Source organism: Paenibacillus prosopidis (genome assembly GCF_003337375.1).
GTDB lineage: Bacteria > Bacillota > Bacilli > Paenibacillales > Paenibacillaceae > Pristimantibacillus > Pristimantibacillus prosopidis.
In genome coordinates, this window is the sequence record NZ_QPJD01000008.1 from 286,093 (window position 1) to 306,629 (window position 20,537).

The 20,537-nt window shown below is 46.7% G+C and carries 22 protein-coding genes; 16 read left to right on the forward strand and 6 right to left on the reverse strand.

Going from position 1 to position 20,537, the window contains the following annotated elements; genetic code table 11:
- Positions 1 to 202: 202 nt before the first annotated feature.
- Positions 203 to 745 (reverse strand): hypothetical protein, encoded by a 543-nt coding sequence (locus DFP97_RS14845; protein WP_114380959.1) that lies wholly within the window; start codon positions 743 to 745, stop codon positions 203 to 205.
- A gap of 209 nt (positions 746 to 954) precedes the next feature.
- Here DFP97_RS14845 and DFP97_RS14850 point away from each other — a divergent pair, with 209 nt between their 5' ends.
- Positions 955 to 1,668 (forward strand): MBL fold metallo-hydrolase, encoded by a 714-nt coding sequence (locus DFP97_RS14850; RefSeq protein ID WP_114380960.1) that lies wholly within the window; start codon positions 955 to 957, stop codon positions 1,666 to 1,668.
- A gap of 25 nt (positions 1,669 to 1,693) precedes the next feature.
- The gene (locus DFP97_RS14855) at positions 1,694 to 2,254 is read left to right on the forward strand and encodes a TetR/AcrR family transcriptional regulator (RefSeq protein ID WP_114380961.1); all 561 of its coding nucleotides are present in this window, start codon (positions 1,694 to 1,696) and stop codon (positions 2,252 to 2,254) included.
- A gap of 42 nt (positions 2,255 to 2,296) precedes the next feature.
- On the opposite strand, the gene DFP97_RS14860 is transcribed toward DFP97_RS14855, so the two are convergent.
- Complete coding sequence (locus DFP97_RS14860; protein WP_114380962.1) at positions 2,297 to 3,211, reverse strand: ROK family protein; 915 nt, start codon at positions 3,209 to 3,211, stop codon at positions 2,297 to 2,299.
- Between the two features lie 194 nt (positions 3,212 to 3,405).
- Between DFP97_RS14860 and DFP97_RS14865 the strand changes: the two genes are divergently transcribed.
- Together DFP97_RS14865 and DFP97_RS14870 are read left to right on the forward strand one after the other, a co-directional pair.
- Positions 3,406 to 4,647, forward strand: a complete 1,242-nt coding sequence (locus tag DFP97_RS14865) for an MFS transporter (protein WP_245976250.1) — start codon at positions 3,406 to 3,408, stop codon at positions 4,645 to 4,647.
- 84 nt (positions 4,648 to 4,731) lie between these two features.
- Entirely contained in the window at positions 4,732 to 4,932 is a 201-nt protein-coding gene (locus DFP97_RS14870) for a hypothetical protein (protein ID WP_114380963.1), read from the forward strand.
- 76 nt (positions 4,933 to 5,008) lie between these two features.
- Here the strand turns inward: DFP97_RS14870 and DFP97_RS14875 are convergent, their stop codons facing one another.
- Positions 5,009 to 5,683 carry a DUF4386 domain-containing protein gene (locus tag DFP97_RS14875; RefSeq protein ID WP_114380964.1) on the reverse strand — a complete coding sequence of 225 codons (675 nt, stop codon included), beginning with the start codon at positions 5,681 to 5,683 and terminating at the stop codon, positions 5,009 to 5,011.
- Positions 5,684 to 5,865: 182 nt separating this feature from the next.
- On the opposite strand from DFP97_RS14875, the gene DFP97_RS14880 reads away from it, so the two are divergent.
- Together DFP97_RS14880 and DFP97_RS14885 are read left to right on the forward strand one after the other, a co-directional pair.
- On the forward strand, positions 5,866 to 6,243 hold the full coding sequence (locus tag DFP97_RS14880; protein ID WP_114380965.1) for a hypothetical protein: 378 nt from the start codon (positions 5,866 to 5,868) through the stop codon (positions 6,241 to 6,243).
- A gap of 4 nt (positions 6,244 to 6,247) precedes the next feature.
- Positions 6,248 to 7,045, forward strand: a complete 798-nt coding sequence (locus DFP97_RS14885) for a helix-turn-helix transcriptional regulator (protein ID WP_114380966.1) — start codon at positions 6,248 to 6,250, stop codon at positions 7,043 to 7,045.
- Between the two features lie 15 nt (positions 7,046 to 7,060).
- Here DFP97_RS14885 and DFP97_RS14890 read toward each other — a convergent pair whose 3' ends face one another.
- Positions 7,061 to 7,960, reverse strand: a complete 900-nt coding sequence (locus tag DFP97_RS14890; RefSeq protein ID WP_114380967.1) for an ArsR/SmtB family transcription factor — start codon at positions 7,958 to 7,960, stop codon at positions 7,061 to 7,063.
- A 162-nt stretch (positions 7,961 to 8,122) separates the two neighbouring features.
- Between DFP97_RS14890 and DFP97_RS14895 the strand changes: the two genes are divergently transcribed.
- Positions 8,123 to 9,886, forward strand: coding sequence for a glycoside hydrolase family 2 protein (locus DFP97_RS14895; RefSeq protein WP_114380968.1), 1,764 nt, complete (start codon positions 8,123 to 8,125; stop codon positions 9,884 to 9,886).
- Between the two features lie 195 nt (positions 9,887 to 10,081).
- Here the strand turns inward: DFP97_RS14895 and DFP97_RS14900 are convergent, their stop codons facing one another.
- Complete coding sequence (locus tag DFP97_RS14900) at positions 10,082 to 10,309, reverse strand: 3-dehydroquinate dehydratase (protein ID WP_114380969.1); 228 nt, start codon at positions 10,307 to 10,309, stop codon at positions 10,082 to 10,084.
- Positions 10,310 to 10,484: 175 nt separating this feature from the next.
- Entirely contained in the window at positions 10,485 to 11,396 is a 912-nt protein-coding gene (locus DFP97_RS14905; protein WP_114380970.1) for an AraC family transcriptional regulator, read from the reverse strand.
- 172 nt (positions 11,397 to 11,568) lie between these two features.
- Here DFP97_RS14905 and yicI point away from each other — a divergent pair, with 172 nt between their 5' ends.
- From yicI to DFP97_RS14955, 9 genes are all read left to right on the forward strand, one after another.
- Positions 11,569 to 13,890, forward strand: coding sequence for an alpha-xylosidase (yicI, locus tag DFP97_RS14910; protein WP_114380971.1), 2,322 nt, complete (start codon positions 11,569 to 11,571; stop codon positions 13,888 to 13,890).
- Positions 13,891 to 14,095: 205 nt separating this feature from the next.
- A complete protein-coding gene (locus tag DFP97_RS14915; RefSeq protein WP_114380972.1) occupies positions 14,096 to 14,866 on the forward strand; it encodes a sugar phosphate isomerase/epimerase family protein in 771 nt (256 codons plus the stop codon).
- Between the two features lie 42 nt (positions 14,867 to 14,908).
- The gene (locus DFP97_RS14920; RefSeq protein WP_114380973.1) at positions 14,909 to 15,931 is read left to right on the forward strand and encodes a Gfo/Idh/MocA family protein; all 1,023 of its coding nucleotides are present in this window, start codon (positions 14,909 to 14,911) and stop codon (positions 15,929 to 15,931) included.
- A gap of 215 nt (positions 15,932 to 16,146) precedes the next feature.
- Entirely contained in the window at positions 16,147 to 16,467 is a 321-nt protein-coding gene (locus DFP97_RS14925; RefSeq protein ID WP_114380974.1) for a PadR family transcriptional regulator, read from the forward strand.
- On the forward strand, positions 16,464 to 16,787 hold the full coding sequence (locus DFP97_RS32275; protein WP_114380975.1) for an HAAS signaling domain-containing protein: 324 nt from the start codon (positions 16,464 to 16,466) through the stop codon (positions 16,785 to 16,787). The genes DFP97_RS14925 and DFP97_RS32275 overlap by 4 nt, the downstream gene beginning before the upstream one ends.
- A 383-nt stretch (positions 16,788 to 17,170) precedes the next feature.
- The gene (locus DFP97_RS14940) at positions 17,171 to 17,908 is read left to right on the forward strand and encodes a DUF4097 family beta strand repeat-containing protein (protein WP_281270973.1); all 738 of its coding nucleotides are present in this window, start codon (positions 17,171 to 17,173) and stop codon (positions 17,906 to 17,908) included.
- A gap of 145 nt (positions 17,909 to 18,053) precedes the next feature.
- Positions 18,054 to 18,740 (forward strand): peptidoglycan recognition protein family protein, encoded by a 687-nt coding sequence (locus DFP97_RS14945; RefSeq protein ID WP_114380978.1) that lies wholly within the window; start codon positions 18,054 to 18,056, stop codon positions 18,738 to 18,740.
- Between the two features lie 243 nt (positions 18,741 to 18,983).
- A complete protein-coding gene (locus tag DFP97_RS14950; RefSeq protein ID WP_114380979.1) occupies positions 18,984 to 19,769 on the forward strand; it encodes a CAP domain-containing protein in 786 nt (261 codons plus the stop codon).
- A gap of 117 nt (positions 19,770 to 19,886) precedes the next feature.
- Entirely contained in the window at positions 19,887 to 20,522 is a 636-nt protein-coding gene (locus DFP97_RS14955; protein WP_114380980.1) for a 3D domain-containing protein, read from the forward strand.
- The last annotated feature ends 15 nt before the right edge of the window (positions 20,523 to 20,537 follow it).

Sequence of the window (20,537 nt, forward strand, 5' to 3'; positions counted from 1 at the left end):
ATGAATTCTATATCAGGTAAATAAAATCTTCTGATTGTAAGAACGCAAAGTACGCAAAAAAACCACTCAAAAGATTTGCGGTTAACACTAATGTATTTTATAGACATTAAGATTCAAAGTTATAATTTCATGGATTCGAGTCTTCGAGCAATTACCTGCAGCAGTATAGCAGTATGTTTAATAAAAAGCAGTATCCTTACCATTAGGATACTGCTTTTTGCTTGCGCGGCCAAAGAGTATAGCTGAAGCTTATGAGGAAGTCGATGCCAAGGATGAGCGACCAGAGCCGTAATGTGTTGAACAAAGCTTCGGTGCGGGTCTCGTCGCCCACCATCCTGATCATGCCGTACAAAATAGCGGAGCCGATCACCCAGGCAAGAAGGTGATGCAGCCAGCCCACACGTTCATAGTGAGCGTGCTCTTTGCCATGCTTCGGTTTGCCTATCGGCGCAGGAACGCCGGCGAATCGGTGCGCGAACCGCTCATCTGCCCACTTGATCATCCGATGTCCGAAAGCGATGGAAACGCCGATATAGACGGCGGCAACACTATGGGCGAAAGTCGCTTCAGAGCCGTCACGCAAATCATAAACGGTAGCGATAACTAATGCCAAATCGACGAGCGGTGTACATATGAGAAGGAAAGCGCCGAGTCTTTTTAACCGGAAAATATAACGGCATAGTAAGCCGGCAAGCACAAATAACCAAAAACCAATTTCACAGGCAATAATAAAAGCGGTAATCATGTGAAGAAACTCTCCTTCCGGTTTATTTCCTTTCATTTCCACTCTTATTATAAATGACAAATGCTTAGCTGTCGTGTCCGGTATTAAGGAATTGATACTGATTGGCACATAAGCGGAAATAACATTTAAATTTAGGCTTGCAAAAACTAATGACATTAGTTTATTATAAAACTAACAGTATTAGTTTTTATTTGAGGAGGCCGATTGGGATGAGGTTTATTCGTGAGAAGACGGTTGTTCAATTGACTTATTTACCGCGCTTGTTTCCAGTGAATTGTTATATCGTTGAGGAGGAGGATGGCTTAACGTTGGTGGATGCCGCGCTCCCGAACAATGTTAAAGCGATTATCCAGGCTTCCGAACGAATGGGAAAGCAGATTACTCGAATCGTATTAACTCATGCCCATGATGATCATATCGGAGCGCTGGATGGATTGAAAGAGCTGCTTCCTTCCGTACAGGTATTTATATCGAACAGAGACGCGCGGCTGCTAGCGGGGGACCGTTCGCTTGATCCGAATGAACCGAACGTTCCTATTCGCGGGGGCGTGCCAAAGGATAACAAAATTCACACGAAACCGGATGTGCTTCTGCAGGATGGAGACAAGATCGGCTCCTTGCTGGCTGTTGCAGCGCCCGGACACACGCCTGGATCAATGGCGTTTCTCGACACGAGAAATGACATTTTAATAGCAGGGGACGCTTTTCAAACCCGCGCGGGCGTTGCCGTATCGGGACAAATGAAGCTGTTGTTTCCGTTTCCGGCAATGGCTACTTGGGATAAGATGACTAGCCTCGAAACCGCCCGCCGTCTGAGAGACTTAAATCCGTCATTGTTGGCGATCGGTCACGGGAATATGGTATTGCAGCCAAAGGGCGCGATCGAGCAAGCTATTGGTGAAGCAGAACGGGCGCTGGCTTAAGAATCATTTTGGAGGAGAATCATAGATGACACCTAGAAAAGGACTTGATTTGCCGACCATCGTGGAGGCTGCTGCGGAAATCGCTGATACTCATGGTATTGAAGAAGTGACGCTTGCATCGCTGGCACAAAAGCTTGGTATTCGTTCTCCCTCTCTATATAATCACGTGAATGGATTAACAGGACTGCGGATACAGCTTGCGATTTACGGATTGAAGAAATTATCCGAAACCATTAACGAAGCGGTTAACGGTAAAACCGGCGACGAGGCGATGCATGCGATTGCCGCTGCCTATATGGCTTTTGCGAGAGCGCATCCGGGGTTATATGAGTTAACATTGCGCGCTCCCGACGCTCAGGACGAAGAGTATGGAGCAGCCAGCCTGGCGCTGGTGGAGCTTTTGGTGCAGACGCTTAGCTTTTATCGTCTTGATCGGGAGAGGTCGATTCATGTGGTACGGGGCTTTCGCAGCTACTTGCACGGCTTTGCATCCATCGAGCAGAAAGGCGGTTTTGGCATGCCCCAATCTGTCGATGAAAGCTTAAAGATTGTATTGCAGACCTACTTAACCGGGCTTCGTTACTGAAGAGAGGCTGGGGGTTACCCTACCCCAGCCTCTTAAATGATGTTAATATGATTGTTGGATTAAAGCGGCTGCACCGATCAGACCAGCATCCTGCTGCAGCTGTGCAGGTACGATTGCTGTTTGTCTGCCCGAAGGGTTTAGCGCATATTTGGAAACATACGACTGTACGGCTGCAAACAGCGGCTCGCCAACTTGCGATACGCCGCCGCCGATTACGATTTTGTCCGGATCAAGTATATTGATAAGTGATACACAGCCCATTCCAATATAAGTGAAGACGCGATCAACGAGCTCCGACATTTGCGAATCCCCCTGCGCAGCCAGCTGAAATGCTTCTTTGGAAGTCACATCCCGTCCAAGCAGCTCCGTCGCTTGCCGGGTAATGGCCGTGCCCGATGCGATCCATTCCCAGCAGCCGGCTTGTCCGCATGTACATACGCCGCCGGCGGGGTCAACAATCATATGGCCTGCATCACCGGCATTGCCGGTTGAACCTGTGAGCAGCTTGCCATGCAAATAGATTCCGGCTCCAATGCCTGTGCTTATCGTTATAAAAATAAAATGGTCGGAATCCTGCGCCGCTCCTAGCCATTTCTCGGCGAGGGCAGCAGCGGTAGCATCATTTTCCATTTTAATAGGCAAAGGCAGTTGTGATTTAAGTGCTTCCACGACAGGGAAATCCCACCAGCTTTTTAAGTTAGGCGGGCAAGTTAGTTTCCCGTTTTGGGTGTCGAGCGGGCCTGGCGCGCCTACGCCAATTCCTTTCATATCTGAAAATGACAGTCCGTTCTGTTCAGCCAGCTGCTTTACGGCATCGGCGATTCGAGTAATCATTTCGCCCGGAGAAACCGACAAATCAGTTTTTAACGAGCCTTTGGCAAGCACTCCGCCCTTCTCGTCTACGAAACCGAACGCGACCTTTGTTCCCCCAATGTCAATTCCTACTGCAATACCCAAGTGTGAACCCTCCAATAGAGAAAAATATATAAAAAAGTCTATCACACTCATGTAAGATAAGGAAGAAGGCGGCCTGATTGAAGCATATCGCGAGCGGTTAATTTTGCCTTCAACTAAAGCTGTACAAATAATTGCTAGTGTAGTAATATCCTCTCGTAGTTTAGACCAACACAGAGAAGAAGGTATTAGTTGAAATGGAGCCCGAAATGAAATCGAGTCCGCGCATCATGAAGCTTGGGATGCCAATGACTGCAAACGTTTGGAGAAACGCCCGCATAGATTTTGGGGCATCATGTCTATTTAGTTTATTTAACGTCGTCATGAATCAGTTTTATGTCGCCTTTGCGATCCAGCAGGGGGCGAGCAAATTGGAGGTCGGCTTATTGACAGCAGCACCGGCTGTCGGACTGCTCTTCTCTCCCTTCTGGGCAACCTGGATCGAGAAAGCGGACAACCCGAGACCGTTTGTCATTATCCCAAACGCAATTGGAAGATTGCTGCTGCTGCTGCCAGCTTTGTTTGCTTTCCCATCGGTGTACGTAGCTGCGGCGATTGTATTCCAGCTGTTAATGGGTATACAAGCTCCTGCCTATGCATCATTGATCTCACGTATGTACCCTTCTGATCTAAGGGGCAGACTGATGGGCTACGTTCGGGTGGCCATGGGTATTATTATGATACCGCTAGCTTATTTTGTCGGGAGCTGGTCGGACGCTTTTGGTCCATCTGGACCGCTGATCGCAGCTTCAATCGCAGGCATGCTGTCCATAGGATTGTTTAATAAGCTAAAGCTGCCGGAGCAGACAGAGAAAGCTAAGACTGTTGTTCGGAAAACCGGCGGCCGCTTCCCCCTGCAGGAGCAGTGGAAGCTCGTGAAGGAAAATCGGACACTAGCTGTTTTTCTTGCAGCGACCACGTTTTCAGGCTTCGGCAACATGTTTGCTAATCCGTTGTATCAAATTATTCAAGTTAATGTTTTGGAATTGTCCAATGTGCAAATTGGATATGCGCGTGTTGCGTATTTTTCGGCTTTGCTTCTGACCTTTCTGATTGCGGGCTGGATGCTCGATCGGATAGATATAAAATATACGCTTATGTGCGGTATTGCCGCTTACGCCATAGTGCCAATGTTATATGGACTTTGGGGGAGTTATTCGGCAGTTATTCTGGGCAACGCCATTCAAGGGATTGGCGAAGCAATCTGGGATATTGGCATACTTGCATTTGTGTTCCGGCTCGCGCCAGGACGGGAGGCGATGGTTTTCGGCCTTCATTTGATGCTCTTCGGCGTGCGCGGTACGCTCGGTCCGATCATAAGCACATCGCTGTCAACCAGCGTTTCCTTAACAATTTTGCTTGTCGTGGCGTCAGTGTTCGGCTGGATCGGCACGCTGATGTTCGTGTTAGGCAACCGGAAGAAACAATTAGAATGCTAAGGCTTGTTCATCTTTCGTTCATATTGATGCGCTAGAATGCTATATCGATAAATCGGTTGAACCGCGCCGGAGGGCGGTGAATGAATGAACATGGAAGACATGTTTACAGACGAGACGGTTGAAATTCAAGTGACCGAATCGACGAAAATCTTATCGATGACATTTGAGAACGAGCAAATGGTTGAAAAAGAAATTACGCTCGCCGACTTGAAGACGGATGATATTTTATCCGTGATGTTGAAGGATGACACGCAGGAAGCGGAGAATATTACACTTCGCACTTGAGGTATTTAATAAAATGAGGTGCATAATTGCACCTCATTTTGTTTGAGAGGCAAGCGTAAAATGGTCCCACCTTGTCCTATGACTTTGAATCGATTGCAGATGGATTGAATCCTTTTACGATAAGCCACACTGCCATAAACATTTCCTGCAAACCAAGTGGCATCAATAAAATAGAAAATGTTGCTCCAAACAAGGCAAATACACCTGTAGCTAAGTAGATGATGCTTCCAATAAAACCCCAACCCGATAGCCATTTTGGTATTAGTTTTGATTGATATAATAGATAATAAAACATCAAGGCACCAAGGCTGAATATAATCATTGTAATTGAATGAATCTGTTCACCTGCATCCCCTAACAGATTACTCATGTTCTGAAAGCTGGTACTGTCAGGAGAAGCTGTATTTACATATTCCTTACTTAATACCACAAGCAATAGCCAACTCATAGCAGTTGCAATATAGGTAAAGGTCTCAAGAGCTCCCCGGAAAACAACATACCCAAGAGCCAAAGCTTCATTATACTTTTTTAGAATTGGATTGATTATCACCGGAACCAATGCAAGTGAAATACCCATGATCAACATAAAGAGTGTTCCTAGTATGACTTGGTTTCCATTTGCTGAAACTTTCGTAAGTAAATCAGTACTCTCAAGAATCGACCCAGTACATACAACACTAAAGATGCCTGCAACTGTCCCAATTATATATAACAATCCAACAAATCTAGCAATCCTTTTATGATTATTCATTTTACTATTCCTTCTTTCCCTTTATTTCATTGCTTAAAACGCTGGTCTGAAATGGTCACAACCTTATTTCCTTCAGCTGCTGCTTCCGATTTCATTGTTTCTTATAAATATGATAATTGCTTAACAATAAATGCAATATTACAAAAATCATAATATTAATATTGAGCATTAATTCGCGAGCGATGACAGGCTTGCTTCGCAGCAGCGTGAATGAGGCCGATTTGGAGCTGCTTCGCACAATCGGCATCCATTTTAAGTGGCCTTATTTTACTTGCTTGGTTATTAAGCTGGACAAAAATTCGGTTGACAGTGAACGCTACAATCGGGCAGACCCATCATTGTTTCAGCTGTATATCCAGCAGCTCGTTCAGGAAGTGCTTAGCCGCAGGGCGAATGGCTTCTGCTTTGTCATGTCGGAGACGGAAGTCGTTGCTTTGCTTAACATACCGGATCAGCATAAAGCGATGCATGACGTAAAGGAAATAGGAGAGACCATTCGCAGACAGATTACCTCATTGTCTAACATGACGGTTACCATCGGCATAGGCCCAAGCGGCTGAAGGGGTGCGGTCCATCTCGTATGCCTACAATGAAGCGGAGATTGCCTTGCTTCACCGGCTCATCGTCGGCGGAGATAAGGTGCTTGAGTACTCGGAGACAGCTCACGATGAACGAATGAAGAGTGAGCTGAAGACATGGTCGCGGGAGAAGCTGGAACAAGCGATTAACGAGGGCAGGCGCGAGCTGGTGAAGGAGACGGCAAAAACATTCGTGAGTGAGCTTTGCAGTCAAGCGCAAGCACCGGAATTGGTACACCAGCAGCTCTGCAAGCTTTTGATCCACTATTATGAATGGTCAGGGAAGCTCGGGCTGACAAAGCAGTGGCTGGGCATGAAGGATATGAAATCCGTGTTGTTCCACGTATGCTCCATCTCTTCCCGTGAAGAGCTGATGGAGGAGTTCGGGCAGCTGCTTGTCCGGTTGACGGAATGCATCGCCGAAAGCGCCGTGCAACCCGAACATGACCCGATTGAAAAATCGATCCGCTACATCGAGCTGAATTACTCGAAAACGCTGACGCTCAAAGAGGTGGCGGATTCCGTCTATTTGAATGCGGCATATTTCAGCACGCTGTTTAAACAACGGACCGGGAAATCATTTATCGAGCGGCTGACCGAAATTCGAATCGTTGAAGCGAAGCGGAGAATGGCTCACTCCGACAATAAAATTGCGGTAATAGCGGAGCACACCGGCTTTTCGAATATCCGTCATTTTAACCGCGTGTTCAAAAATGAAACAGGAATGTCGCCAAAGGAATACCGTGACCGGTTTCACGGCAGAATGGATGCCACTCAGCTATAAAATAAACCGTTCATCTTAATAGGCGACGTAAACTTGAATGTCTTGATCGTAGTTGCCGAACTGCTTGCCGAACAAGCTTAAACCGCCGCTGTGGCTTGCTGTTTCCGGTACAGAGATCTTGAATCTGATATCTTCTCCATAACTAACCGCAAGGTCCTTGACTGTACAATCAGATATACGGATACCGTCGATGTAGGATCCGTCCGCATCGACGGTTATTTGTTTCAACAAGCCATGCTGCGTGCCCATCTCCCACCAAACCGGCGTGTAGACGCCCTTCACTGCGCCAAAATCGCCTGGGCATGTCCAAACGCCTAAGCAAATATCATTAATGAAGAAGGATAGGTCGGATGGCCAGTTCTCGTTATAGTGAGGCGCTTCCGAGCATAGTTCAAGTGAAATGGAAATGCTGCGGACGCTTTGTTTTCCGACTAAATAATTCGGTATACGGTATTCAATAAAGCCGCTTGCAAACCATAGGTGGTGCGCTTTAACATGCTCGGGATCAGAGAAGTAGCGCGGGTCGTCGACCATGCCGATAATTTTCGTGTCGGAGCAAAGGCCGCAGGTCGGCTTCACCTCATACGCGGAATATTGGCCAATCGGTATCGATACGGCATACCGGTTTTGATCGGCTTGTTTCTTAGCCCGAAACTGCAGCGTTGCAGATTCAAGCGTCAAGTGGCATATTTTCTGGCGTCCTCTCGTGCTAGGAACGCTTTCGGTCGTAATAATGGCGGCTTCTTCGAGCTTCTGTATATGCTTCGTTACGATAGCTGACGATATGCCAAGCGCTTCGGCAAGGTCTTTGATGTTCATTGGCCGATCATTCAACAGCTCAATGATTTTAATTCTTGTATCTGACGCAAAGCATTCGAGAAATTTTAAATTACGGCTGTTTACCTCGATATTCATTGTTAAGCTCCTCATTCCGTTCTTTTTTTCTATTATATAATTTTCAAGTTAACTAGACAACTTTTAAGTTGACTATTAGGGAGATTTCGTTTAGGATTTGTTTAAATGATGTACTTATTTATAATGTATTAACTTAAAAGTTAACAAAAAGGAGCTAACAAAATGACAACTCAACTACGCGCTGAATATCCTCGCCCGCAGCATGTAAGGCAATCGTGGATAAATTTAAACGGCGAATGGGAATTTGAATTTGACGATGCGGATGTCGGTCAAGGACAAAAATGGCAGCTGGGAGAAAAGGCTTTTTCGCAGCGGATTCAAGTGCCTTTTGCATTCCAGAGCAAGCTGAGCGGCATTGCCGATCCTGATTTTCACGATAGAGTATGGTACCGTAAGCAAGTGGTATTGCCGGAGGCTTTCACTGGAAAACGGATTTTGCTTCATTTTGGAGCGGTAGATTATGAGTCGACTGTCTGGGTTAACGGGCAGCAGGTCGCTTATCATGAGGGCGGTCATACGCCGTTCTGCGCGGATGTTACCGATACGCTCAAGAGCGGTGATAATACAATCGTCGTCAAAGCGGTGGATTACAGTCAAGACGTTACGCTGCCCCGAGGCAAGCAATATTGGCTGCATGACTCGGCAAGCATTTTTTATACGCGTACGACGGGCATTTGGCAAACGGTCTGGATGGAAGCGGTTGCGCCTGTCCATTTGGAGAAGGTGAAGTTTACGCCTCATTTGGATACGAATCAAATTGAAATCGAAGCGTATTTGCAGGGTGATTTGACGAAGTCGGGCATCGCGCTGAAGGTTCATATATCGTTTGAAGGCCAGCCGGTAGTAAGCGATACTTACGCGGTCAAATCAAGTCAGGTTACTCGAATGATCGGGCTGCATGATTTTAACGATCATGGGCTTGGTCGCTGGTGGTCGCCGGAGAAGCCCAGCTTATACGACGTTCAATTTACGGTTGTGCAGGATGGACAGCCTGTAGACGAAGTATCGAGTTATTTTGGCATGCGGAAGGTTTCAATTGAAGGCGGCAAGCTCAGCTTAAATAACCGTCCATATCAAATGAAGCTTGTTCTCGACCAAGGCTACTTCCCGGACGGCAATCTGACGCCTCCGAGCGATGATGCGATACGGAGGGATGTTGAGCTGACAAAGGAAATGGGATTTAACGGGGCCCGGAAGCATCAGAAAATCGAGGACCCGCGTTATTTGTACTGGTGCGACAAGCTGGGCTTGCTAGTCTGGGGCGAAGCGCCTAACGCTTACCAATATTCGAGTAAATACGTTCGCCGGTTTACGAAGGAATGGCAGGAAGCCGTTGAGCGTGACTATAATCACCCCTGCATCGTTGTCTGGGTACCGCTGAACGAGAGCTGGGGCGTTCCCAATATTCTCATTGATAAGCAGCAGCAGCAGCATGCGCTGACGATGTATTATTTAACGAAATCGCTTGATCCGACCAGACCGGTCATTTCCAATGACGGCTGGGAGATGGTTGAGACAGATCTATACAATATTCATGATTATGAATGGCGCGAGGAAGTACTGGCGCAGCGGTACGGCTCGGTAGAGGCGGCGGTCGCGGCAAGACCGGCAAACCGCGAGCTTTCGGCGGGCGGTTATGCTTACGATGGGCAGCCAATTCTCGTAACGGAATTTGGCGGTATTGCTTATAAGAAAAGCGAATGGGAAGGCTGGGGCTATTCCGGTGCGGATAATGACGAGGATTTTGTCGCGAAGGTTGAAGCCGTCATTAAGCCGATTCGTTTATCGAAGGCCGTACAAGGATATTGCTATACCCAGCTTACAGATGTGGAGCAGGAAATTAACGGCTTGCTGACTTATGACCGTAATCCTAAGGTGCCGCTGGAAATGATCCGCGCCATTAACGAGGGACGCAGCGTAAAATAAAGGCAGATAGAAGAACAGGCTATGGCGCGAATAGGCGCCATAGCCTGTCTTTTTTAAAATATAAGAAAGTATAAATTTGAACCTTATACGATGCTTATATTTCACCGATAAACGAGCCTTACTACCAAGGACGGCACAGAACCGAGCTTCGCACAAACGCAGCTAACGGTTCGTGCGAAGCGACAGCCGTTTACGCTAGTAAAGAGAAATGGTTAAGGTATCGCGTTCGAAATATGAATGAAGCGTAGCTTCACTGCCTACGATCTCAACGCTTATTAATGATTTGAGGCATGTTTTGAGAGCGTTTTTGCCTGTTGTCAGCTTGCGGTTGAGCACCGCGGACAGCTTTTCGATAGCTTGCTTATTGGTATCTGTTAAATAGACCGGAATCGTTTTATTTTGGAATATCAGCATGGTTTTCATCATATGGACCTCCATCCCGCGAAGGATTTTTTTTAATATTGTAACGCACAATTATTAAATAATTCTTAAAATTTAATGAGTATTTGGTTACAAAGCTGTAACTTTTGTCAAATAGCAACCAAAATTCCGTGTATACGAGTGAACTTCACCTTCAACCAGGCTCGAAAATTCAAAGCTAGATATGGCGGTCAACGGTTTCAAGCTGTTTTTTACGAAATTGAGAAGGTGTACATTTCATTGTTTTGCGAAATACTTTAACGAAGTAGCTCATGTGATCGAAACCGACATCAAGCGCTACAGCCGATATTTTGCGGTCCGGCTGCAGCAGCAGCTCGGTTGCTTGCCTAATCCGGTAAGCATTCAAATATTCGATCGGCGTCTGTCTGGTCATCGTTTTGAAGAAACGGCAAAATTGTCCCTCGCTCATCGGAATTTGTTCGGCAATTTCGGAAATGCGAATGGGACGGTGGAAATTTTGCTGCATAAAGACGATGGCCGTTTTCAGTCTGTCGATTTTCGTTGTGTCGGCCGAATTCGTCTCGCTGCGGTTGCTATAGCATCCTTCAGCGGCGATTTCATGAAGCATTAAATAAAGCCGGCCTTTAACGGCCGTTTCGAGACCGGCAGGCTGCCTGGAACACACATCCATAATGCCGCGCAAATGATCAAGCAGGGTACGCTCCCATTCCGTATGCGGACTAATAAGCCTTGGGAACGTTCGTTTCTTATCCTGCAAGGGTGAAATATAGCGTTCTTGAATGGCATCATAGCTTGCACTGGCGAGTAGATGGGTATCGAACACGATTGCGCAAAACTTGCAGACGGATTCGCCGATCGCATATCCCGCATGAATGTCTCCGCCGTCAATAAATACGGCCTCGCCTGCCCGTACGGGAAAATATTCGGTATCCACCTGGAATAGTACTTCACCTTCAAGCACATAAAAAAACTCAGCCTCTGCGTGCCAGTGGCACTCTAGCACGGGAGCGCCAATCTCCTCGGACTCTATCCAATAGGCCGCAAGCGGAAACATGTTGTCGCCGTGAAGGCGGTCTTCCTTTAAGGAGTGTCGGGTTGTCTGATCCATGATGTATACTCCTCCTTGGATATGATTCGCGCATTATGATTTGTTTGAGTCCTATTTCATCAGAATAATGCTATAGATGAGCATGATTTTGTTAGATTAGTTCGATTCATTATCAGTATAATGCAATTATGTAACAATGCAAATAAAACATAACAGGAAGGTTGGTTCAGCCATGAAATTTACAGACGGCAACTGGCTCATTCGTGAAGGATACAACGTATTAGGAGCTGTTCAAGCACATGATTTCGAACAGCAGAACGGCAGGCTGACGGCTTATGCATCTCCGCGTCCAATCGTAACCCGCTCTAACATGCTCGATACGATGCTGTTAACGGTGCACTTTCACTCCCCGCTGCCAGGCGTAATCGGCGTTAAGCTTGTTCATCATGCGGGAGTAGTAGAGCGGGGACCGGCATTCGAGCTATCCTCGCAAACCGGTGATCATGTTGTTATTGAAGAAAATGAAAATGAAGCGGTGCTTACAAGCGGCAGCTTGAGCGTCCACATCCGCAAAGGTCCGGAATGGGCGGTTGATTTCTACCGCGGCGGCGAGCGGATTACAGGCAGCACTCAAAAATCGATGGCCTATATTACGGAAAATAACACCAAAGCCTATATGCGCGAGGAGCTTGATCTCGGCGTTGGCGAATGGGTATACGGACTTGGTGAGAGATTCACTCCGTTTGTAAGAAACGGACAAGTCGTCGATCTGTGGAACAAAGACGGCGGCACCAGCTCTGAGCAGTCGTACAAAAACATCCCTTTCTACATCACGAACAAAGGTTATGGCGTATTCGTCAATCATCCTGAGCTCGTATCGTTCGAGATCGCTTCGGAGAAAGTAAAGAAAGTACAATTTAGCGTTGCCGGCGAATCTCTTGAATATTTCGTGATCGACGGTCCAAGCATGAAAGAAGTACTGGGCAAATATACGGATTTGACCGGTAAGCCATCACTTCCGCCAGCCTGGACATTCGGACTATGGCTGACAACATCGTTTACGACGAATTATGATGAAGCAACTGTTAATTCATTCGTTGATGGAATGGCTGAGCGCGACTTGCCGCTGCACGTATTCCACTTCGACTGCTTCTGGATGCGTGAATTTCACTGGACAGATTTCAAATGGGATGAGCGCGTATTCCCGGATCCGGTCGGCATGCTGACCCGATTGAAAGAAAAAGGGCTGAAAATCTGTGTATGGATCAACCCGTATATTGCCCAGCGCTCGCGTCTTTTCGAGGAAGGCAAGAAAAATGGCTTCCTGGTTAAACGGCCAAACGGCGATGTATGGCAATGGGATTTGTGGCAGCCGGGCATGGCGCTGGTTGATTTCACGAATCCTGCCGCATGCGAATGGTATGCTTCCTACTTGCGTGAGCTGGTAGATATGGGCGTAGACAGCTTCAAAACAGACTTTGGCGAGCGGATTCCGACAGATGTTGCTTATTTCGACGGTTCTGATCCGATTAAAATGCATAATTATTATACACAACTCTATAATAAAGTGGTTTTCGAAGTGCTGGAGGAGAAGCTCGGCAAAAACGAAGCGGCGCTGTTCGCCCGTTCGGCTACGGCTGGCGGCCAGAAGTTCCCTGTTCACTGGGGCGGCGACTGCTATGCGGATTACGAGTCGATGGCGGAAAGCCTGCGCGGAGGTTTGTCGCTTGGTATCTCCGGCTTCGGCTTCTGGAGTCATGACATTGGCGGATTTGAAAATACGGCGCCGGTGCACGTTTTTAAGCGCTGGTTAGCGTTCGGATTGCTCTCAAGCCACAGCCGTCTGCACGGCAGCAAGTCATACCGGGTGCCTTGGGCATATGACACAGAGGCCGTTGATGTGACACGCTTCTTCACGAAGCTGAAATGCCGCATCATGCCTTATCTTTTCAACACAGCTGTACAAGCGACAGAGCAGGGCTTACCGTCGATGCGTGCGATGGTTCTCGAATTCCCTGAAGATCCAACGAGCGAAATTCTTGACCGTCAGTACATGCTGGGCGATTCGCTGCTTGTTGCTCCAATCTTCAATGAGCAAGGAAAAGTAACCTATTATTTGCCTGAAGGAAAATGGACGCACCTGTTGTCCGGTGAAATCGTGCAGGGCGGATCTTGGCGCAAAGAATCATATGACTTCTTCAGCCTGCCTCTGTTCGTACGTCCGAATTCGATTATCGCGCTTGGCGCGAACGACGTACGTCCGGATTATGATTATGCGGATGGCGTTCAGCTTGAGCTTCACAACCTGGAGGACGGCCGTACAGCAGCAACAACGGTTCGCGATGTAAAAGGCGTGACGGAATTGACGGTTTCCGCAAGCCGTCAAAGCGGAGCGATTTCTGTAAAAGTTGACGGCAGCGGCAAACCGTTTACGTTTGCGCTGAAAGGACTTGGGGATATCGTATCTGTAGAAGGCGTACAAGCGGAATTTAAGGGCAGCATTATTCAGCTTCCTTCCGGTTCAAAGCAATTGGAATTTACAATTAACATTTAATAACAACAGAGCAGCTCTGTCATGGCCGGATTGCGGCTTTGCCGGATTGCTGCTCTTTCTGTTGTCCATGTACAAGCATTGACCAAAATTGCATAAGAAAATGCTAATAAGACAACTGTTTTTCAACTAGAACAGTCTATATAATGAAACTCGGTAAGCAAAATCAAATACATCACATCATCAAATATAAGGGAGTGCAGCTCACATGAAACGAATGGGTATTGGCTTGCAGTTGTACACGGTTCGAGATGCTACGGCGGAAGATTTCGAAGGCACGCTCCGCAAAATTGCTGCAATGGGATACGAAGGCGTTGAGTTTGCAGGCTATGGCGGCATTAAAGCGGAAGCGATGCGCGATTTGCTTCAGGAGCTTAATTTGAAAGCAATCGGCAGCCACATCGGCTTGCAATTGCTGGAAGAGCGTCTTGATGAGGAAATCGCTTATCTGCAAACCATTGGCGCGAAATATGCGATTTGCCCTTGGCTGCCGGCAGACGCCCGCGATACGGAAGCATGGCGCGGACATCTCGTCAAATTCGAAGAGTATGGAAAACGATTCCGTGAAGCAGGTATCACGTTCGCTTACCACAATCACGACTTTGAATTTGAAGTGGAAATCGACGGACAAATCGTATTCGACGCTTTGTACGAGCGCATTGATCCGCAATACTTGCAGGTAGAGATGGATATCGGTTGGGTGCAATACTCCGGCGTTGACCCGCTTGCTTATATTGCGAAATACGCAGGACGTCTGCCGCTTCTTCATTTGAAGGATTTCCGCGCGGGTGAAAAAGGCAAGCAGATTGACACGGTTGAGCTTGGACGCGGCGACTTGCCGCTTGTGCCAATCATTCAAGCGGCATCAGAAGCATCCGTTGAATGGCTGATCGTCGAGCAGGACGTATGTGCAAATCCGCCGCTTGAATCGGTAGCGGAAAGCATGGAATGGATGAAAAATAATTACTTAAATCAGTAATAATCTAACCATAAAAACCAAACATAAGGCAGGGGAAAAATAATGTCAAAAGTACGCGTTGTAGTAGTAGGCTGCGGATCCATTTCCAAATACCGTCATATCCCGGAATACGCAGCTAATAAAAATGTTGAGCTGGTAGCATTCGTTGATCCGGTCATTGAGCGTGCGGAGAAATATGCCGAGCTACACGGCGGTAAAGCATTTGCCGATTTCGAAACGATGCTTGCAGAAGTAAAGCCTGACGCAGTTAGTGTATGTACACCAAATGCATTGCATGCACCAATGTCCATTGCTGCAGCTAACGCTGGCGCACATGTGCTCGTTGAGAAGCCAATGGCGGTTTCGGATGAAGAAGCAGAAGCAATGATTGAAGCTGCTAAGAAAAACGGTGTTCATTTGATGGTTGGCCACAACCAACGCTTTATGCCGCCGCATGTGAAAGCAAAGCAAATTTTGCAATCGGGCGTACTTGGCAAAGTGTTGACGTTCCGTACTTCCTTCGGTCACCCGGGACCGGATGGCTGGAGCGTGGATGGTGCTGACAGCTGGTTCTTCCGGAAAGAAGAAGCGATCATGGGAGCTATGGGCGATCTGGGCGTGCATAAATCCGACCTAATCCGTTGGATGCTGGATGATGAAGTATCCGAGGTTGCCGGATTTGTCGGAACGCTTCATAAGAAAGGAACAGAGGTAGACGATAACGCTTCCTGTCTGCTTCGTATGAAGAGCGGCGCTATGGGTACACTCGTTGCGAGCTGGACTTATTACAAGGGTGAAGATAACAGCACTATACTCTGGTGTGAGAACGGCGTTATGAAAATCGGCACGCACCCGGATGATCAAGTTATTCTTGAACTGCGTAACGGTACAGTCGAGAAACATAAAGTAGGCGCGATTTCGACTAACGATAAGCAAGAAACAAGCGGAGTTATCGATGCATTCATTGAAAGCATCTTAACGAACACAACGCCTGCTGTAAGCGGTGAAGACGGACGCGCATCCTTGAAAGTCATTTTGTGCGCATTTGAATCGCAAGCAACCGGCAAGTTTGTAAGTGTGAACTAAATTTATTGACTTCGATACCTCTGACAGACAAGCGCAAGCTGTTCCGTCAGGGGTATTCTTTTTAAATTACTATCTTGCATTGTAGAATAGCGTATGATAAATTATCGTTATTAACGAATGAATGCGAACCGCTATTCTATATTATCGAATAGTAAGCTTTACTTCATACGTTTTGCATTCGAAGCTTATTGGACTTCAGTAACGGAGGACACAAGATGAATATTCAATTTAAAAAGGGCGTACTGGAAATATGCGTTCTTGTATTAGCTACTCGTGGTGACCGATATGGATACGAGCTGGCCGTTAAAATTTCGGAGAAATTTGAGATTTCAGTAGGCAGTGTATATCCGCTCTTGAACAGATTGACGCAAGAAGGTTATTTCTCCACTTATTTAAAGGAGTCGACCGAAGGGCCGCCCCGCAAGTATTACCATTTAACGCCGGAGGGCTGGAGCCACATGCGAACGTTAATTGCAGAATGGGACGCTTTCACGAGAGCGGTCAATGAAATTGTAGAGGAAGGTATTAAGCCATGACGATAAGAGATCAGTATATGAATGAATTGGAAAGGTTGTTGAAGAACGTACCGGAGCAGGTTCGAAAGGAATGGCTCTACGATTATTATATTCACTTTCAGCAGGCAGTAGAAAATGGTCAAAGCGAAGAGGAAGCAGCACGGGAGCTTGGTGACCCGCGATCGATTGCGGGAGAGCTGCTGCTTACCTACCGCGTCGACCAAGTAGAGACGAACAACAGCTTTAGAGGGCTTTCCCGTGCCGTTTTTGCAACAGTAAGACTGGGATTGTTCAATATTATTTTTATCATCGGACCATACTTAGTGCTAGCTGCAGTTTAACTCGCTTTGTGGGTGTCTGCCGCAGCGATGGCGCTAACAGGAATCGTAACGGTAATTGAAAGCGTCTGGATCGGTTCATTCACTCTTGCACAGGCTTTATCAATCGGACTCATATGCTGCTCCCTTGCCCTTTTATTTGTTTTAGGGTTAAAGGTGCTGACGAAGAAATTTTTTGAAGTTACATTAAAATATTTAAAATTTAACACGCGCATCGTCAGGGGGAATGCGAAGTGAAAAAACTTGCGGCCATCGCACTCATCATGCTTGGAGTCGGCATTATCGGCGCGTTATTAGCCTTTGACTAGAATGATGTTCGAACATTAGGTACTAAGCCTGTCCGAATAGATAAAACCGTTGATTCTGCCTCGATCCGCAACGTATATATAGACAGTGCTTCGATCAATATGGAAATTGTACGCGGGGCGTCGGATGAAATTAAGGTTCGCATCGAAGGAAATGCAAGTAAAAAGTATTTGGATCGATTTGACCTGGAAGCTGAAGCTAAAGGCGACACGGTATATATTAAGGGCTTTTATAAAGATATGCTTGTCGTTGGTTTCAATTTTGTTCATGTCGATTTAATTGTAGAGCTTCCAGACCGGCTGTGGGACTCTGTGGAACTTAAATCAAGCAGCGCCAATATTGAAGTGGAGCAGCTGGAAGCGACAACGGCAGTCGTCGAAACCGGGAGCGGTAATATTAATATAGAGGAGCTGAGCACAGGTACGGCAACGATTCAATCGAAGTCCGGGAGTGTGAAAGCCGAGAACTACAAGTCTGAACAAGTAACCGTTCATTCTAACAGCGGAAATATTACATTGGATGATGGAACTGGCCGTGTAGACGGTGAAACGCGAAGCGGAAATATTCGTATGGAGACAGACGAATTGCTGCAGGATGTGACTTTGAGATCAGGCAGCGGCAATGTGCGTATCGATGTTACAAAGGAACCGGAATCAGCTGCGATTCACTTAAGAACAAATTCCGGGAACCTCGATGTGGATTGGGATCAGTTCGTTGCCGATAGGGACAATGAGGAAGAGCTAAGCGGAAAGATAGGAAGCGGACAGATCAAAATCGATCTCGAATCGAGCACGGGTGATTTAAAACTTGGCAAATAGTCATAATTAAGATTGTAAGCTCCCTCTGTACGGATTCAATCGGTGCAGAGGGAGCTTTGCTTTGCCCTGATCTGATCAGCCGTTTCGAGTTACTGTATTCGAGCATAGGATATAGGAATTGTTAATCGAAAGGAAGCGATGCTAAATGGCTGTTGAGCGCAAAAACTTTCGTAGATTCACGTTTGCGGAATACGTTGAATATTTACAAACGTTCGTGTCGAAGGTAAAGTTCACGCAGGTGCATGTGCACGGGACCTGGAAGCCGACTATAGCGGATTACCGTAAAGCAACCGATAAGATGAAAATCATTCAAGCGATGTGGCGGTTTCACACCGTTACGAACAATTGGGGGGACATCGCGCAGCATGCGACGATTGATCCTGACGGCTATATATGGGAAGGAAGGTCACTGCTGGAGGCGCCAGCATCATCAGTTGGCTATAACGATTCCAGTCCTGACCGTATTCATCCATTCATGTTCGAAATGATCGGAAATTTCGATGTCGGCGCGGAAAAGCTGGAAGGGGCGCAGCTTGCAACGTCGGTCAAGCTTACTAACGCTATAATAACGTTGTGGAAACTGCCCGAAGCCCAAATTAAGTTCCATCGTGAAATGAATCCGGCGAAAACATGCCCAGGGAGCGCAGTAAATAAAGGGGTATTTATTCAATTGGTACGTGATTGGAGGAATGCGGAAATGAGTCCGGCTGATGCGAACAAAATCATATCAACATGGTTGTCGCCAGCATGGTTTGCAGCAAGTACAAAAGCTGAAAGAGATGAAATACACCGACTGGCCAATGAACTGCGCAAAGCTAGCGGCCAGTTGTGATTTACTAGAGTATTTAATAGATTCCAATTCGATGAGCATATTCTCATAATGCAGTGGTGGTGCCGTTTTACGAGCGATTTTCGACACTTTTCCAGTTATTGTGTCATGAAACGCCCAAAATGCCGTGTTAAGATAATTGGCGTCGGGGATAACCGATGCATACAAAACAAGCGCTGCTTCATACGAAGTACTAGTCGCGGGACGTTTTGTATACTAAACACAACATTTTAGGAGGAAAATTTCATGAAGATGCAACCAATACGTATCGGTGTCGCTAGCATAATCGCAGCAACGGTAATCGGCGCAGGATTAACGGCTCCAACGGCAGGTGCAGCACCTGCAGTGAACACGAACTCCAATGTTCAAACTTACACACTTAATCAAGATGCGATCAAACAAATCGCTACCCAATATGGTATTGATCTTAGCAAGCTGACTTTCAACGGCAATACGTTTAACTGCCCTGCATTCGGTGATATTGGAACTGTAACGAAGCCTGGCTTTGGAACACCAGCAACACCGGTAAAACCAGTCCCAACAACACCGGCGAAACCAGTCCCAACAACGCCGGCGAAACCAGTCCCTACAACACCGGCAAAACCAGTCCCAACAACACCGGCAAAACCAAGCACAGGCAACACGAATACCGGATCGCCTAGCTTGAGCGCGTTCCAATCGCAAGTTATTGATCTAGTAAACCAAGAACGTGCCAAAGCTGGTTTGTCTGCTGTGAAGAGTGACGCGCTTCTAACGAAGGTCGCAACTGAGAAAGCAAGAGACATGGACGTAAACAATTACTTCAGCCACACTTCGCCGACTTACGGATCGCCATTTGATATGATGCGTCAATTCGGAGTGACTTATTCCTATGCAGGTGAGAACATCGCTTCCGGTCAAAGAACACCACAAGAGGTTATGACAGCATGGATGAACAGTTCAGGTCACCGAGCTAACATCTTGAGCAAAAACTTCACAAAAATCGGCGTTGGTTATGTAAACGGCGAATGGGTTCAAATGTTTATCGGTTAATCAATGCGTTTGAAATAAACAGCCGACAAAACGTTAAGGGCGCATAGTCCTTAACGTTTTTTATTAATTATTGTTTGAAGTAATTAAATTACATATGTTTTAAGGGAGGATATTAATATGAAGAAAAGTACAATTGCGGCAGTTCTCGTAGGCCTGTCTGTTATGATGGCAGCTGGAACAGCACAAGCATCGGCGAAGACACACGTGACTAGTGACAACGACACCTTTTGGAAGCTTTCCAAACAATACAATGTATCTTTGAATGTGTTGCTTAAGGCCAATCCGAAGATTGATCCTCTTAATGTATACAAAGGCTTAAAAATTACGATCCCGGCAAAAACCGCTAACGCAAAAACGATGAAAGCAAATTCGAAGAAAGTGAAGCCGACGGTGTCTGCCAAAACAGTTACTGCAACAAGCGGCAAAACATATACGTATTCGAAAGCGATCAATGTAAAAGCAACGGCTTATACCGCGGCGGCAGCTGAAAACGGATGGGGCCCGATTGACTATTTCGGTAACAAGCTGAAAGTCGGAACAGTAGCTGTGGATCCTAAATTGATCCCGCTCGGAACGAAGCTCTATGTTACCGGTTATGATTATAACGGCTTGCCGGTTGACGGCATGATTGCTACTGCAACGGATACCGGCAGTGCGATCAAGGGGAAACGGATTGACATATTTGTCCCTGGCACAACAAGTGAAGCACGGTCATTTGGGATTCAAAATGTGAAGGTGTTCATTTTAAAATAATAGATAACCGGCAGC

Bases quoted from the DNA above. Each gene is read 5' to 3' on its own strand.
- DFP97_RS14880 (WP_114380965.1), top strand. From the start codon at position 5,866: ATGACAGGCTTGCTTCGCAGCAGCGTGAATGAGGCCGATTTGGAGCTG.
- DFP97_RS14920 (WP_114380973.1), top strand. From the start codon at position 14,909: ATGTCAAAAGTACGCGTTGTAGTAGTAGGCTGCGGATCCATTTCCAAA.
- DFP97_RS14915 (WP_114380972.1), top strand. From the start codon at position 14,096: ATGAAACGAATGGGTATTGGCTTGCAGTTGTACACGGTTCGAGATGCT.
- DFP97_RS14865 (WP_245976250.1), top strand. From the start codon at position 3,406: ATGGAGCCCGAAATGAAATCGAGTCCGCGCATCATGAAGCTTGGGATG.
- DFP97_RS14945 (WP_114380978.1), top strand. From the start codon at position 18,054: ATGGCTGTTGAGCGCAAAAACTTTCGTAGATTCACGTTTGCGGAATAC.
- DFP97_RS14925 (WP_114380974.1), top strand. From the start codon at position 16,147: ATGAATATTCAATTTAAAAAGGGCGTACTGGAAATATGCGTTCTTGTA.
- DFP97_RS14850 (WP_114380960.1), top strand. From the start codon at position 955: ATGAGGTTTATTCGTGAGAAGACGGTTGTTCAATTGACTTATTTACCG.
- DFP97_RS14870 (WP_114380963.1), top strand. From the start codon at position 4,732: ATGAACATGGAAGACATGTTTACAGACGAGACGGTTGAAATTCAAGTG.
- DFP97_RS14875 (WP_114380964.1), bottom strand. From the start codon at position 5,683: ATGAATAATCATAAAAGGATTGCTAGATTTGTTGGATTGTTATATATA.
- DFP97_RS14905 (WP_114380970.1), bottom strand. From the start codon at position 11,396: ATGGATCAGACAACCCGACACTCCTTAAAGGAAGACCGCCTTCACGGC.
- DFP97_RS14955 (WP_114380980.1), top strand. From the start codon at position 19,887: ATGAAGAAAAGTACAATTGCGGCAGTTCTCGTAGGCCTGTCTGTTATG.
- DFP97_RS32275 (WP_114380975.1), top strand. From the start codon at position 16,464: ATGACGATAAGAGATCAGTATATGAATGAATTGGAAAGGTTGTTGAAG.
- DFP97_RS14895 (WP_114380968.1), top strand. From the start codon at position 8,123: ATGACAACTCAACTACGCGCTGAATATCCTCGCCCGCAGCATGTAAGG.
- DFP97_RS14900 (WP_114380969.1), bottom strand. From the start codon at position 10,309: ATGAAAACCATGCTGATATTCCAAAATAAAACGATTCCGGTCTATTTA.
- DFP97_RS14845 (WP_114380959.1), bottom strand. From the start codon at position 745: ATGATTACCGCTTTTATTATTGCCTGTGAAATTGGTTTTTGGTTATTT.
- DFP97_RS14855 (WP_114380961.1), top strand. From the start codon at position 1,694: ATGACACCTAGAAAAGGACTTGATTTGCCGACCATCGTGGAGGCTGCT.
- DFP97_RS14890 (WP_114380967.1), bottom strand. From the start codon at position 7,960: ATGAATATCGAGGTAAACAGCCGTAATTTAAAATTTCTCGAATGCTTT.
- yicI (WP_114380971.1), top strand. From the start codon at position 11,569: ATGAAATTTACAGACGGCAACTGGCTCATTCGTGAAGGATACAACGTA.
- DFP97_RS14950 (WP_114380979.1), top strand. From the start codon at position 18,984: ATGAAGATGCAACCAATACGTATCGGTGTCGCTAGCATAATCGCAGCA.